Here is a 14,276-nt window from a genome sequence, read left to right on the forward strand (position 1 = left end):
TTTGTACCGGCTCCTGATTCCGTCCCGCTCTTCCGGGGCCCGAGCATGGCGTGTACGAACCTGGCACAGTGGAGGGGGAACGTTCTCGTTCCCGTGAGCGTTGATACGAGTGATGGCCGGTGCGAGGAGGGCGACCGCATGACGTACGACCGGTTGGTGTGCGCGAACTGCGCGGCGCCCGTGAGCGAGGGCCGGTGCCCGGTGTGCCGTGCCAACCGCGAGCGACTGCAGCACGAGGGATTTCTGGGCGGGGTGAACCCGATGGCGCTGATCGCGCTGCTGGCGGTGCTGGTCGCCGCGGTGGCGCTGCTGGCGCACCAGACCGCGTAGCACGTGCGGACGCGCGAGTGACGCAGGGCAAGCCCGAGAATCCCCCAGGACATGCCACAAGGGCCCGGAGCGCCAAGCTCCGGGCCCTTGATCGTACGCACTGCGTGCGTTGCGTGACCTGACGGCTACGCTCAGGCGGCCGCGCCGCCCCGGCCGTTCACCAGCCGCGGCAGAATACGGAAGCCGACGCCGCCGGCGATCATGGTCGCGGCACCGATGACCAGGAACGCGGTCTGGCCGGCACCGGTCTCGGCGAGCTGCTTGCCGCTGCCCTGCGGCTTGCTGTCGGAGCCCGTGTCGCTCAGGTTCGAGGAGCCCTGGTCCTGGGTGGCGTTGTTGTTGCCGCCCTGGGGCGTGTCGTTGTTGCCGCCGGTGCTGGAGCCACCGGTGGAGCTGGAACCGCCCGTGCTGCCGGAGCCACCGGTGGTGCTGCCGCCGGTGGAGCTGGAACCGCCGGTCGTGCTGCCACCCGTGGTGCTGGAACCGCCGGTCGTGCTGCCACCCGTGGTGGTGGAACCGCCGGTGGTGCTGCCGCCGGTGGTGCCGTTGTCGCCACCGGTGGTGCTGCCGCCCGTGGTGCCGTTGTCACCGCCAGTGCCGTTGCCGCCGGTGGTGCCGTTGTCGCCACCGGTGGTGCTGCCGCCCGTGGTGCCGTTGTCACCACCGGTGGTGCTGCCGCCCGTGGTGCCGTTGTCACCACCGGTGGTGCTGCCGCCCGTGGTGCCGTTGCCGCCGGTGGTGCCGTTGTCACCGCCGGTCGTGTCGCCGCCGCCGATGACACCGCCGATGGTGACGGCGCCGGTGGTGGAGTCGTTGCCGCCGGTGGCAGCGTTGCCGCCGGTGGTGTCGGTACCGCCGGTGGTGCCGTTGTCGCCGCCGGTCGTGGAGGCACCGCCGGTGGTGCCGTTGCCGCCGCCGTCGGTGGTGCAGACGGCGATCGGGCAGCCGCCGTCGGTGCCACCGTCGTCTTCACCGGCGTTCGTGTGCACGCCCAGGTTGATCGGGCCGGCCTGGACGCCGAGGTCCAGGGCCGAGGCCGCGCCGGCGGCGGTGAGTGACGCACCGGCCGCGATCACGGCGCCGGCGGCTATCCGCGCGACCCGGATCCGCGTCTTCTTCGTCATATGGTTGCTACCCCCAGTAGCTGTTCGTCAATGAGGCGGCGCGTGGGGCGTGCCGTGATCGACGGGAGGCAGCCGGTGACGAAGTCTGCGTCAACTCATTCCCCCGGTTCACATGCGCCCCTTTAAGTACGCATGCCGCGTGTCACCCTCCCGATTTTTCAAAGCAACGTCAAGGGCATTGCGGGCGCCATGTCCCGCAGATGGGGGTTTGCGGCGAATTGAAGCCTGTGAGTGTGATGTAAAACCCAGACAAAAGACAACTGCCGCCTCTCGGGCGGCAGTTACCTTGTCGACAAAGTTACTTCTCTTGCTGCTTGCGCCAGCGAATACCGGCCTCCAGGAAGCCGTCGATCTCGCCGTTGAAGACGGCCTCGGGGTTGCCGACCTCGAACTCGGTGCGCAGGTCCTTGACCATCTGGTAGGGGTGCAGCACGTACGAACGCATCTGGTTGCCCCAGGAGTTGCCGCCGTCGCCCTTGAGGGCGTCCATCTTGGCCTGCTCCTCCTGCCGGCGGCGCTCCAGCAGCCTGGCCTGGAGGACGTTCATCGCCGTGGCCTTGTTCTGGATCTGCGAGCGCTCGTTCTGGCAGGAGACGACGATGCCCGTGGGGAGGTGGGTGAGGCGCACCGCCGAGTCGGTGGTGTTCACACCCTGGCCGCCGGGTCCGGAGGAGCGGTAGACGTCCACGCGCAGCTCGGACTCGTCGATCTCGATGTGGTCGGTCTGCTCGACCACGGGCAGCACCTCGACACCTGCGAAGGACGTCTGACGGCGGCCCTGGTTGTCGTAGGGCGAGATACGCACGAGACGGTGCGTGCCCTGCTCGACGGAGAGGGTGCCGTAGGCGTACGGCACCTGGACGGAGAAGGTGGTCGACTTGATGCCGGCCTCTTCGGCGTACGACGTCTCGATGAGCTCGGTCTTGTAGCCGTGCTGCTCGGCCCAGCGCAGGTACATGCGCTGCAGCTTCTCCGCGAAGTCGGCGGCGTCGACACCGCCGGCCTCGGCGCGGATGTTGACGAGCGCCTCACGGGCGTCGTACTCGCCGGACAGCAGGGTGCGGACCTCCATCTCGTCCAGCGCCCTCTTCACGGAGGCCAGCTCGGACTCGGCCTCGGCACGGGTGTCCGGGTCGTCCTCCTCCTCGGCCATCTCGAAGAGGACGGCGAGATCGTCGATCCGGCCGCGCAGCACCTCCGCCTTCCTGACCTCGGCCTGGAGGCGGGCGAGCTTGCTGGTGATCTTCTGCGCCTCGTCCGGGTCGTCCCAGAGGGACGGCGCGGCCGCCTGCTCCTCGAGCACGGCGATGTCTGCCCTCATCGCGTCGAGGTCCAGGACGGCCTCGATCGACTCCATGGTCGAGGAGAGGGACTTCAGCTCTTCGGATACATCGACGACTGCCACGCCTCCAGCGTAACGGCTGTGGCAACCGACCTCGGCCCCGCTGCCCGGGGGCTCCGCCCACAGACCCCCGCCTGCCACCCACCCACCCGTCCCGGTCGGCCGGGAGGGCACCGTCCCGGCGGACCGGACCGACCGGAATCGCACGACCGCCCTCCCCGCTCTTCCCTCCTCCCGCCCCCGGCCCGAGGTCCAGGGGGGAGCCCCCGGGATGAGTCAGGGGGCAGACGTGCTGTGGGTGTCCTGTGGTGGCTTCGAGTCCCCGTCGGAAGAGGCCGCGTACGCGCCGACCCCCACGATCGCCGCCAGCGCCACCCCGGCCACGCCCAGCGTGATCCGGCGCCGCCGCACCGTGGCCCGGTGCTTGGCCGAGCCCGGCCGTGGCGTACCGGTGGCCCGAGGGGCGCGCGCGGTCCCGTGGGCGCCGCCCGCCAGCTCGTCCGGCCCCGGCACCCGCATCGACGTATGCGTGTCCCGGTTGGAGTCCGGCTTGGCCCCGGGGACGAGGGACACCGCTCCCCGCCGGCGTACCGGCTCCCCCGCCGGCGGTGCCGTCGGCGCGGACTCCTCCGCCGCCTCCTCGGAGAGGTCCGGCTCGTCCACGTCGAGCGGCGGCATCCCGGCCAGCAGCGGCAGCTGCTCACGCAGCCGCGCCGCCAGCTCCGAGGCGCGCAGCCGGGACGCGGGCGCCTTGGCCAGGCACTGCACGAGCAGCTGCCACAGCTCTTCGGGGATGCCGGGGAGGGGGACGACCGTCTCGGTGACGTGGCGGCGCAGGACCGCACCCGGGTGGCCCCCGCCGAAGGGGGTGAAGCCCGCCAGCAGCTCGTACAGGACCGTCGCGAGGGCGTAGATGTCGACCGCCGCGCGCGGTGGCAGGCCCTCGACGATCTCGGGGGCGAGGTAGTCCGGCGTCCCGATGATCTTCGTGGCCCGGGTCCGCTTCGGCGAGTCGATCAGCTTGGCGACGCCGAAGTCGGTCAGCAGGGCGGGGTGGGCGCCGCCGGGGCCGAGCGGGCCCTGCATGTCGAGGAGGACGTTCTCGGGCTTGACGTCGCGGTGCACGACCCCGGCCGCGTGGGCCGCCGCCAGCGCGTCGGCGACGTCGGCGACGATGGCCACGGCCGCCTCGGGGGCGAGCCGCCGCTCGCGCTCCAGGCGGGTGCGCAGATCGGTACCGCGCACGAGGTCCATGACCAGGGCCAGGTCGTTGCCGTCGACGACCAGGTCGCGCACGGTGACGATGTGCGGGTGCTCCAGGCCGAGCAGCGCGGTGCGCTCCTGGACGAAACGTCCGACCAGCTCCTGGTCGGAGGAGAGGTCCTCGCGCAGCAGCTTGACGGCGACGGGGCCCTCCGGCCCCTCGCCCAGCCACACCGTGCCGGCGCTGCCCCGCCCCAGGATCTGGTTCGCGGTGTACCGGCTGCCGATCTTCCGTGCCAAGACTGCTCCTACAGACGCGTGTTGCCGCTAAAACTACGCGTCCGGCGAGCCAACCTTCACCGCGGAGACGGAAATCACCCGCCAGGTGTCGACAAATCCCCAGACTCGCGACCGGTTACCGCGAGTACGGGGTTCATGTACCAGGGGTCAGTTGCCGCCCGAGCCGCCCAGCTCCTTCACCCACTTGCTCGTCTGGTGGACCCAGTGGGTCACCTCGTGCCAGTAGCCGCGGCCCTGGCCGATCCAGGTGTGCAGCGGGGTCAGCTCATAGATCAGCCAGCTCGCCACGACCAGGATGACGATCGTGAACAGACAGCCCTTCAGACAGCCGAGCCCCGGGATCTTCATGGGGTTGGCGCTGCGCTGACGCGGCGCGCGCGGCTCACGGGCGGGCCGCTGCGGCTCCGGGACGGGCGGCGCGTACCGCTGCGGCTGCTGCGGCGGGGCGTACTGCTGGGGCTGCGCCTGCGGCGCATAGCCGTACCCCTGCTGGTATCCCTGCTGCCGGCCGCGCCGCTGCGGCTGCTGGGGGCGGCCCTGCGGGGCCTGGCGCGGCTGCTGTCCGGGCCGGGCGACCTGCCGCTGCGGCCGGTGACGCAGCGGGTCGTCCTCCGGGGACAGGAACTGCTGGACCTGGGTCTGTTCGTTGCGGTCGCGGGCCGCGGCCAGCTGGGACTGCCAGGGGTGCGGCTGCTCGGGCTGCTGTCCCTGCGGGCCCGTGTTCGGCAGCACGGCCGTCGGGTCCGCCGCACCGGTGTTCGGCAGTACGGCGGTGGGGTCGGCGGCGCCGGCGGGGCCACCGGTGTGCGGCAGCACGCTCGTCGCCCCGTTCGGGTCGTACGAGCCCTGCGGCGCGTTCGTCGGCAGCACCTGGGTGGGGTCGGCGGCACCGGGCACCCCCGGGACGGCCGTCGGGGCCGGGTCCGGGGCCAGCAGCGCGCCGACGCCCTCGGCCGCGGCGATCTGCGCGGGGTTCGCATGCACCCCGGTGCCCTCGGCGACGACCCGCAGTCCGCGCGCGAGGCTCTCGGCGCTCGGGCGCTCCTCCGGGCTCTTGCGCAGACAGCGTTCTATGACGGTCCACAGCGGGTCGGGGATGGTCGAGGGGCGGCGCGGCTCGGCGCTCAGATGCTGGTGCAGCACCTCCAGGGCCGTGCTGCCGGCAAACGGCGGACGGCCGGTGACCAGCTCGTACAGCAGGATGCCGGCGCCGTAGATGTCGACCGCGGAGGTCTGCGGGCGGCCCTCGGCGGACTCCGGTGCCACGTACGCGGGCGTGCCGACGAATTCCTGGGTGCGGGTCAGGCCCGGGGAGTCGGCGAGGCGGGCGATGCCGAAGTCGGTCAGCATCGGGTGCATCTGGCCGTCGTTCTGCGCGAGCAGTACGTTGGCGGGCTTCAGGTCGCGGTGCACGACCCCGTCGGCGTGGCTCACGGCGAGCGCGTCGGCGATCTGCGCGGTCATCAGCGCGGCGGCGACCGGGGTGAAGGGGCCGTTCTCGCGCAGATAGCGGTGCAGGTCGGGGCCGTCGACGAGGTCCATGACCAGCGCCAGCAGATCGCCCTCGACGACCAGGTCGCGGACCCGGACGATGTTCGGGTGGGTCAGGCGGAGCAGGACGGAGCGCTCCCGCAGGAAGCGCATCACGATGTCCGGATCGCTCGCCAGCTCCTCCTTGAGGACCTTGATCGCGACCGTCTCGCCCGGCTGACCGGCCACGGCCGCCTCGGCGCCCGCGGTCTCGCGCTGGCGCGCACGCCAGACGGTGCCTGTGGCGCCGCGTCCGAGCGGCTCCTCAAGCAGGTACTTGCTGCCGACTGGCCGCACGTCACGCGCTCCCTGCTGCTTGCTGGTGCTTGCTTGCCTGCATTCCGGTTGTTCCGCCCCACTGTAGTGCCGCCCTCGGGGGCGTCACTGCTCGTCCGGAAGACGCGCGTCCCGGCCTCCTGGTTGCCGGGACCGGACGTGACTGATCTCAAGTGATCGCCGGTGTCCTACTGGTCAGGCACTTTTGGGGGCAGAGCCGACCAATCAAGATCACTTCTTTCCGGGTGCCGGGCGCGTTGTCGGTGGCAGGTGCGAGGATGCCTTCCAGTACTGGCCGACGTGCTCGTGTTGGGGTGGGGATGCAGATCCGGCTGACCGTCGTAGACCCGCTGGGCCCGTCCTCGCCGCGGGGGCGTGCCGCGAGCCGCGACGTGCTGGTCACGGCGCCCACCGGCACGGATCTGGCCGCGGTCGCGTCGGCGCTGGCCGGGGCGGTCACCGGCGAGGGCGGCGCGGGCCGCGACACCGGCGGAGCCTCCGTGGTGCTGTACGCCGGGACCGAACGCCTCGACCCCCGCCACCGCACCCTCGGCGAGCCCCCGCTGGTCGACGGCGCCGTGCTGTCCCTGGGCGCCCCGGCGGCCGCCGAGCCGCATCCCGAGCCGGACGACGCGCCGACCCAGCTGCATGTCGTGGCGGGCCCGGACGCCGGCGGGGTCCATCTGCTGCACGGCGGCCGGATCACCGTGGGCCGCTCGGACGAAGCGGATGTGCCGCTGGACGACCCCGATGTCTCCCGGCTGCACTGCGCGGTCACCGTCGGCGCGGACGGCCGCGTCTCGGTCGCCGACCTCGGCTCCACGAACGGGACGGCGCTGGACGGGGTGCGGGTGGGTGAGCGTCCGGTGCGGGTCCCTGCCGGGGGCCTGCTGCGGATCGGGGAGTCAGCGCTGCGGGTCGCGGTGACGCCGGGGGCGGGGGCGCGGGTCGTCTCCGACGGGGAGGGGTGTCTCCGGGTCGTCCGGGACGACCTTTCCGGTTCCGGCGGGAAGGATGCGCCGTCGGCGGCCCCGGGCGGGTCTCCCGCGGGTGCGGCGTCGGCGACGGGTGCGGCGGCGTCCCGTGCCGACGCGGCTTCCGGGCGGTCGGCTCAGCATGGGTACGGGGCCGGCGGATGGGGGGCCTCGGGGGGTGAGGGTCCCGCGCACCGGGCCGCGGAGCCCGGCGTGGTGCCGGGCCAGGGCAGGGCGCCGTCGATCGAGAACCACAGGGGTATCGAGAACCACAGGGGTGGGGACACCCACGCCGGGCGCTTCGGCGTCGGCGGGCCCGGTCCGGTGGCCGGAGCGTTCCCCGCACCCGGCGAGGATCCGCGCGCGGACGGCCGTGAGGACACTTCCGTCGGGGGCGGCGGCGTGCCGCAGGGCGCGCGGCGGCGTGGGCTCGGCGCGTGGGCGCGGCGGCTGGCCGGAGGGCGCGGTGAGCAGCCCGCCGGCCCCGAGACGTACGACGGCACCCCGGCCGGCACCGACAGCGGCGCCGCCCCGCCGGCCAGCGCACCGCAGCAGCCCGAGACCTGGCCGGATCCCGCCGCCCTGCTGCTGGCGGCGCTCGGCCCCGGGCCCCGGCTGTGGGAGCGCGAGCCCGGCCACGCGGAGGCGCTGACGGTGCGGCTCGGCACGGCCGACCGGAGCGCGCCGGACGGCTCCGGCCTGCTGCCCGCGGTGCCCGTGACGGCGGCACTGCGCGAGGCGGGCGCGCTGGGTCTGGCCGGTCCGCGCCCCCGGCTGTCCGGGCTGGCCCGCGCCGTGCTCGCCCAGCTGGCCGCGCTGCACTCCCCCGACCAGCTGGAGATCGTGCTGATCAGCGCCGACCGCTCGCGCCCCGTGGCGGAGCGCACGGCCGAGTGGTCCTGGCTGGGCTGGCTGCCGCACATCCGGCCGGCCCACGGCCAGGACTGCCGGCTGCTGTTGGCCTACGACCGCGAACAGGCGGCGGCCCGCGCGCAGGAGCTGCTGCGCCGGGTGGACGACCACGCGGCGACCGGCCGGAGCGCCGCCCACCCCGGGCGCGCGACCGTGCCCACCACCACGCCGGGCACCCCCGCGCACGCCGATCCGTACGGCACCCCCGCGCACGCCGATCCGTCCGGCACTTCCGCACACGGCGATCCGTCCGGCACCCTCGGGCACCGCGATCCGTCCGGCACCCCCGGGCACGCCGACCCGTCGGGCGCCCTCGGGCACGGCGATCCGTCCGGCACCGTCGTGGACGGTTCCCGCCCGGGTGCCGTCGCCCAGGTCTCCCCCTCGGGCGCACCGGCGGCGCGGGATGCCGCCGAGGCGCTCGGTGCGCCGCCCTCCCCGGGCCGGACGGCCGGCGACCACGGCCCCGGCCCCGCCGGGCCCGCCGCCCCCGCCCCGGGACTCGTTTCCGGCCACCCCGGCCACCCCGGCACCCCCGGCGTACCGCCTCCCGCACCCTTCCCCCGTCGCCCCGGCCACCCCGGCGACTCCACGCCTGCGCACGCCCCCCGCATCCCCGCCGCCCCCGACACCGCCGGGATCCCCTCCCAGCAGTCCGCTCCCGCGCCCGGCGGGCACACCGCCTCCTCCGCCCACCACGCGCCGGCCGGTCCCGCCGCCCGCCGGCCCTCCTGGGCCAAGGGTGACGGCGAGACCGGCGCAGGCGGTTTCCCGGGGCCCTACACGGTCGTCGTCGTGGACGGGGATCCCGGCGGCGGCGCGCTGCAGGACGCCATGGCGCGGCTTGCCGCGGCCGGGCCGCGGGCCGGGATCCATGTGATCTGTCTCGCCGAGACGGAGCCGGCCTCGCCCGCCTCCCCCGTGGCGCTGACGTACGAGGCCGCGTGCGCGGTGGCGCCGACGTTCCGGCACTGCGGTGCCGTGGCGCTGCTCAGCGGTGATGTCGCGACCGCGCTGCATCTGATGCGGGTGGCGCCGGGCGGACCCGTCGGACCGGGCACGCTCGCCGCCGTGGACGCGGTCTCCCCCGCCTGGGCGGAGCGGTTCGCGCGGGCGCTGGCACCGTTGCGACCGGACGGCCCGGTCGGTGTGCGGGACACGCGCGTGGCCGCGCCGTTGCCGCAGTCGGCGCGGCTGCTGGACGAGTTGGGGCTGGCCCGCGCCACCCCGGCGTCGCTGATGGCGCGCTGGGCGGACGCCGCGGACGACACCCGGGCGGCGGGCGGCCGGGCGCGGGCGGTGCTCGGTGCCGGGCCGCACGGACCGCTCACGGCCGACCTGGTGGCCGACGGGCCGCATCTGCTGATCGAGGGGCCGGCCGGCAGCGGTCGTACGGAGTTGCTGCGGGCCCTGGTGGCCTCGCTGGCCGCCGCCGAGCGGCCGGACCGGCTGGGCGTGGTGCTGGTCGACGGCCGGGACGGCATCGCGACGGGCGCGGCGCGCGGCGAGGGCCTGCGGGTGTGCACCGACATACCGCATGTCACCACGCATCTCGTCGCCAACGACCCGGTGCGGATGCGGGAGTTCGCCCAGTCGCTGGCCGCCGAGCTGAAGCGGCGGGCGGAGCTGCTGGACCGCACGGACTTCGCGCAGTGGCACGCGGGGCGTGCGGCGGCGGGCCGGTTCGTGACGCAGCGCGCGCCCGCGAACGGCGACATAGAGGCGCCGCCCAGCTCCACCCTGCGGCTGCGGCCGGGGGCGGCCGCGCGCCGGCAGGCCGAGGCGGCGCCGCCGTTGCCCCGGCTCGTGGTCGTCGTCGACGATCTGGACGCGCTGGTCTCACCCTCGCTCGGCTCGCCGGGCCGGCCCGCGGCCGGTTCGGTGATGCGCGCCCTGGAGGCGGTCGCCCGGGACGGCGAGCGGCTCGGGGTGCACCTGGTGGCGGCGGCCGGGATCGGGGGTCGTACGGCGGAGACGGAGCCCGCGCGGCAGGCGGCCCTGCGGGTCGTGCTCGACGCTCCCCAGCAGGGGCCGGAGGAACCGGCGCCGGGGCGTGGCCGGCTGGCGCGGCCGGACGGGCAGGGCATCGGTTTCCAGGGCGGCCGGGTGACGGGCCGTATCCCGCGTACGGCGACCCAGCGGCCGACAGTGGTGCCGCTGGACTGGCAGCGTATGGGCGACCCGCCCACCCGCCGGCCGGTGCGGGAGCTGGGCAACGGCCCCACCGACCTGGCACTGTTGGCGAGCGCGGTGGAGCGGGCGGCCCGGGAGGTGTCGGCGGCCCGGGTGCCGTCCCTGCTGTAGGCCGGGCTGCCGAAGACAGACGCATACACCCCCGGTCACGAGCCGGTCACGATGAGCCGCCGGACACCGCAGGCGCTCTTGCCCGCCTTGAGCGGCCCGGCGTACACCGGAGCGCACAAGAGAAGAGTTCTGAGGCTCGACGACGTTCAGACGACGTTCAACGGAGAACGACGAACGGGGAAGTGATGCGCAGCAGGAGCAGCACCATCCGGACACACAGGACCCTCACCCCACTCGCCGCGCTGCTCGCGGGAGCCCTCGCGCTCACCGCCTGCTCCGGCAGCGGTGACAAGGACAAGGACAAGGGCGGCGGGGAGCAGACCCCGAGCGCCTCCACCGTCTCCCTGCCGAAGCTGAACGGCGCCCATCTGGAGGTGGCCGCCGTCTGGACCGGCGCCGAGCAGGCCAACTTCAAGAAGGTCCTCGCCGAGTTCGAGAAGCGCACGGGCGCGACCGTCACCTTCGTGCCCGCCCAGGACCCGATCATCAACTTCCTCGGTTCGAAGATCGCTGGCGGCCAGCCGCCGGACGTGGCCATGCTGCCGCAGCCCGGCGCGATCAAACAGGCCGTGCAGAACAAGTGGGCCAAGCCGCTCGGCCCGGACGCCCTGAAGGAACTGCGGAAGAACTACTCGCAGGGCTGGCAGGACATCGGCACGGTCGGCGGCACGCCGTACGGCGTCTACTACAAGGCCGCCAACAAGTCGCTGATCTGGTACAACGCCAAGGTCTTCGAGAACGCGGGCGCCAAGGAGCCGAAGACCTGGCAGGACCTGCTGACCGCGGCGCGGGCGGTGTACGACTCCGGGGTCACCCCGTTCTCGGTGCCGGGCGCCGACGGCTGGCCGCTGACGGACTGGTTCGAGAACGTGTATCTGTCCCAGGCGGGGCCCGAGAAGTACGACCAGCTCGCCCAGCACAAGATCAAGTGGACGGATCCCTCGGTCAAGCAGGCCCTCACGACACTCGCGCAGATCTGGGGCAAGAAGGACTATCTGGCGGGTGGTCAGGACGGCGCGCTGCAGACGGAGTTCCCGGCCTCGGTCACCCAGACCTTCACCGGCGGCGACCAGCCGAAGGCCGCGATGGTCTACGAGGGCGACTTCGTGCAGGTCAACATCGGTGAGACCAAGGCGAAGGTGGGCACGGACGCGAAGGTGTTCCCGTTCCCGGCCGTGGGTTCCGCCGCGCCCGTGGTCTCCGGCGGTGACGCGGCGGTGATCCTGAAGGACTCCAAGGCGGCGCAGGCCCTGGCCACCTTCCTCGCCTCCCCGGACGCGGCGACGATCCAGGCGAAGCTCGGCGGCTATCTCTCGCCGAACAGGAACGTGCCGGTCTCGGCGTACCCGAACGCGGTGCAGCAGAAGATCGCCAAGGCGCTGATCGCGTCCGGTGACGACTTCCGCTTCGACATGTCCGACCAGGCCCCGCAGGCCTTCGGCGGCACCCCGGGCAAGGGCGAGTGGAAGGACCTGCAGGACTTCCTGAAGAACCCGGCGGACGTGGCGGGCGCCCAGGCGAAGCTGGAGAAGGACGCGGCGGCGGCGTACGGAAGCGGGAGCTGAGCCGGCGATGGCGTCGGCAGCGGCGGCCGGGGCCCCACCGGGTCCGGCCGCACCCCGCGCTCGCAGGAGCGTGACCGGCACCCGCAAGGCCGTGGCAGCGCTGTTCCTGCTGCCCGCCCTGGTGCTGCTCGGCGCGCTCGTGGTCTACCCGATCGGGTACTCGCTCGTCCGCAGCTTCTACGACAACTCCGGTGACGGTTTCGCGGGCGCCGACAACTACAAGACCCTCTTCACGGACGACGGCATCCGCACCGCCCTGAAGAACAACATCATCTGGGTGGTGTTCGCGCCGACGGTGTCCACCGCGCTCGGGCTCGTCTTCGCGGTGCTGACCGAACGGGTGCGCTGGGGAACGGCGTTCAAGCTGGTCGTCTTCATGCCGATGGCGATCTCGATGCTGGCGGCCGGGATCATCTTCCGGCTGGTGTACGACCAGGATCCGCACAAGGGCGTCGCCAACGCGGTGTGGGTGGGGGTGCACGACACCTTCGCGCAGTCGTCGGCGTTCCCGAACGCCCACCCGGGCCGCGAGTCGCCGCTCGTCGCGCAGAACGGCGGCTTCCTCACCAGGGCCACCGTCCACGCCGGGCGGCCCGTCGCGCTTCCGCTCGTCGGTGTCGCGCCCGACCAGCTGCCCGGCGGCGCGAAGAAGGCCGTCACCGCCAGGCCGGAGCCGGGGAAGGTCACCGGCACCACCTGGCAGGACTTCACGCGCGGCAAGGGCGTGGGACGGCTCGGCGCACCCGATCCCTCCGAGCTGGGCTATGCCGGGATGCGGATCGAGGCGGTGAAGGACGGCAAGGTCGTCGCCGCCACCACGGCGGCCGGTGACGGCACCTTCACACTGCCGGCGTCCGCCGACGGGGCCCGGCTGTGGCTTCCGGCCGGCAACTTCAAGGAGCCGTACAACGGGGTCGAGTGGCTCGGCCCGGCGCTGGTCACCCCGGCGATCATCGGGGCGTATGTATGGATGTGGGCGGGCTTCGCGATGGTGCTGATCGCGGCGGGGCTCGCGGGTGTGCCCCGGGAGCTGCTGGAGGCGGCGCGGGTGGACGGCGCCACCGAGTGGCAGGTGTTCCGCAAGGTCACCGTGCCGCTGCTCGCACCGGTGCTCGCGGTGGTCACCGTCACGCTGATGATCAATGTGCTGAAGGTGTTCGACCTCGTCTACATCATCGCGCCGGGCTCCTCCCAGGACGATGCGAACGTGCTCGCCCTGGAGCTGTACCGCAAGGGCTTCGCGGAGGGCCGGCCGGGCGTCGCGAGCGCGATCGCGGTGCTGCTGCTGGTGCTGGTGATCCCGGTGATGGCGTTCAACATCCGTCGGCTCAGGCGGGAGGTGCGGCGATGACGGCGACCGCCGGAAGCATCACGGAGGGCGGACCGGCCCGGACGGTGAGGGCGCGGCAGTCCCTCGGCTCGAAGATCGCCGAGCGGCTGAGCGGCGGTCTGGTCCGGGTGTTCCTGATCGTCGTGGGCCTGTTCTGGCTGGTGCCGACGATCGGTCTGCTCATCTCCTCGCTGCGCGCGCCCGAGGACATGAGCGCGAGCGGCTGGTGGCAGGTGTTCACCAAGCCGTCCCAGCTCACCTTCGACAGCTACCACAAGCTGCTGGAGAACGGCGACATCACCCACTCCCTGCTGAACACGGTGCTGATCACGGTCCCGGCGACGCTGCTGGTGGTCGTGATCGGCGCGCTCGCGGGCTACGCCTTCGCCTGGATGGAGTTCCCGGGCCGGGACTGGTGGTTCCTGGGTGTGGTGAGTCTGCTGGTGGTGCCGGTTCAGGTGGCGCTGATCCCGATCGCCGAACTGTTCGGGAGGATCGGCCTGTTCGGGACCATCCTCGGCGTGATCCTGTTCCACACCGGCTTCGGTCTGCCGTTCGCGGTGTTCCTGCTGCGGAACTTCTTCGCGGAGATCCCGCGTGAGCTGCTGGAGGCGGCCCGCCTCGACGGCGCCGGTGAACTGCGGCTGTTCGCACGGGTGGTGATGCCGCTCGGCGGGCCGGCGATCGCGAGCCTCGGCATCTTCCAGTTCCTGTGGGTGTGGAACGACATGCTGGTCGCGCTGGTGTTCACCAAGTCGGGCACCCAGCCGATCACGGTCGCCCTGCAGACGCAGGTACGGCAGTTCGGCAACAACATCGATGTGCTGGCGCCCGGCGCGTTCATCTCCATGGTGATCCCGCTGGCCGTGTTCTTCGCGTTCCAACGGCAGTTCGTGTCCGGGGTGATGGCCGGCGCGGTCAAGTAGCCGCACACCGGGACACCCCCCGATCCGGCGAACGGGCGGGGGGTGTCCCGCGGCGCGCCCAACACCCCTTGTCCCCCACATGCCGTACGAAACCGTAACCGATTCACTCCATCGGCCGTTTCCGGTCAAAGCCCCCGCGCCGACCGACGACCCATGGATG

Annotated in this window: 9 protein-coding genes; 5 read left to right on the plus strand and 4 right to left on the minus strand. The window is 73.1% G+C overall.

Annotated elements, in window-relative coordinates; genetic code table 11:
• Positions 1 to 138: 138 nt before the first annotated feature.
• Positions 139 to 330 carry a hypothetical protein gene (locus tag IE277_RS05930; RefSeq protein WP_189949056.1) on the plus strand — a complete coding sequence of 64 codons (192 nt, stop codon included), beginning with the start codon at positions 139 to 141 and terminating at the stop codon, positions 328 to 330.
• Between the two features lie 131 nt (positions 331 to 461).
• Here the strand turns inward: IE277_RS05930 and IE277_RS05935 are convergent, their stop codons facing one another.
• From IE277_RS05935 to IE277_RS05950, 4 genes are all read right to left on the minus strand, one after another.
• Positions 462 to 1,454 carry a hypothetical protein gene (locus IE277_RS05935; RefSeq protein WP_189949058.1) on the minus strand — a complete coding sequence of 331 codons (993 nt, stop codon included), beginning with the start codon at positions 1,452 to 1,454 and terminating at the stop codon, positions 462 to 464.
• Positions 1,455 to 1,752: 298 nt separating this feature from the next.
• Positions 1,753 to 2,859: a peptide chain release factor 2 gene (prfB, locus tag IE277_RS05940; protein ID WP_189949060.1), complete on the minus strand. Its 1,107-nt coding sequence runs from the start codon at positions 2,857 to 2,859 to the stop codon at positions 1,753 to 1,755.
• A gap of 213 nt (positions 2,860 to 3,072) precedes the next feature.
• The gene (locus IE277_RS05945) at positions 3,073 to 4,299 is read right to left on the minus strand and encodes a serine/threonine-protein kinase (protein WP_189949062.1); all 1,227 of its coding nucleotides are present in this window, start codon (positions 4,297 to 4,299) and stop codon (positions 3,073 to 3,075) included.
• Between the two features lie 147 nt (positions 4,300 to 4,446).
• On the minus strand, positions 4,447 to 6,126 hold the full coding sequence (locus IE277_RS05950) for a serine/threonine-protein kinase (protein ID WP_189949064.1): 1,680 nt from the start codon (positions 6,124 to 6,126) through the stop codon (positions 4,447 to 4,449).
• 299 nt (positions 6,127 to 6,425) lie between these two features.
• Between IE277_RS05950 and IE277_RS05955 the strand changes: the two genes are divergently transcribed.
• The 4 genes from IE277_RS05955 (at position 6,426) to IE277_RS05970 (ending at position 14,116) form a co-directional block, all read left to right on the plus strand.
• Entirely contained in the window at positions 6,426 to 10,295 is a 3,870-nt protein-coding gene (locus IE277_RS05955; RefSeq protein WP_189949251.1) for an FtsK/SpoIIIE domain-containing protein, read from the plus strand.
• Between the two features lie 185 nt (positions 10,296 to 10,480).
• Entirely contained in the window at positions 10,481 to 11,860 is a 1,380-nt protein-coding gene (locus tag IE277_RS05960) for an ABC transporter substrate-binding protein (protein WP_189949066.1), read from the plus strand.
• A gap of 7 nt (positions 11,861 to 11,867) precedes the next feature.
• On the plus strand, positions 11,868 to 13,211 hold the full coding sequence (locus IE277_RS05965; RefSeq protein WP_189949068.1) for a carbohydrate ABC transporter permease: 1,344 nt from the start codon (positions 11,868 to 11,870) through the stop codon (positions 13,209 to 13,211).
• Positions 13,208 to 14,116, plus strand: a complete 909-nt coding sequence (locus IE277_RS05970; protein WP_189949070.1) for a carbohydrate ABC transporter permease — start codon at positions 13,208 to 13,210, stop codon at positions 14,114 to 14,116. Before IE277_RS05965 ends, IE277_RS05970 begins: the two co-directional genes overlap by 4 nt.
• The last annotated feature ends 160 nt before the right edge of the window (positions 14,117 to 14,276 follow it).

This window comes from Streptomyces alanosinicus, assembly GCF_014650595.1.
Lineage (GTDB): Bacteria > Actinomycetota > Actinomycetes > Streptomycetales > Streptomycetaceae > Streptomyces > Streptomyces alanosinicus.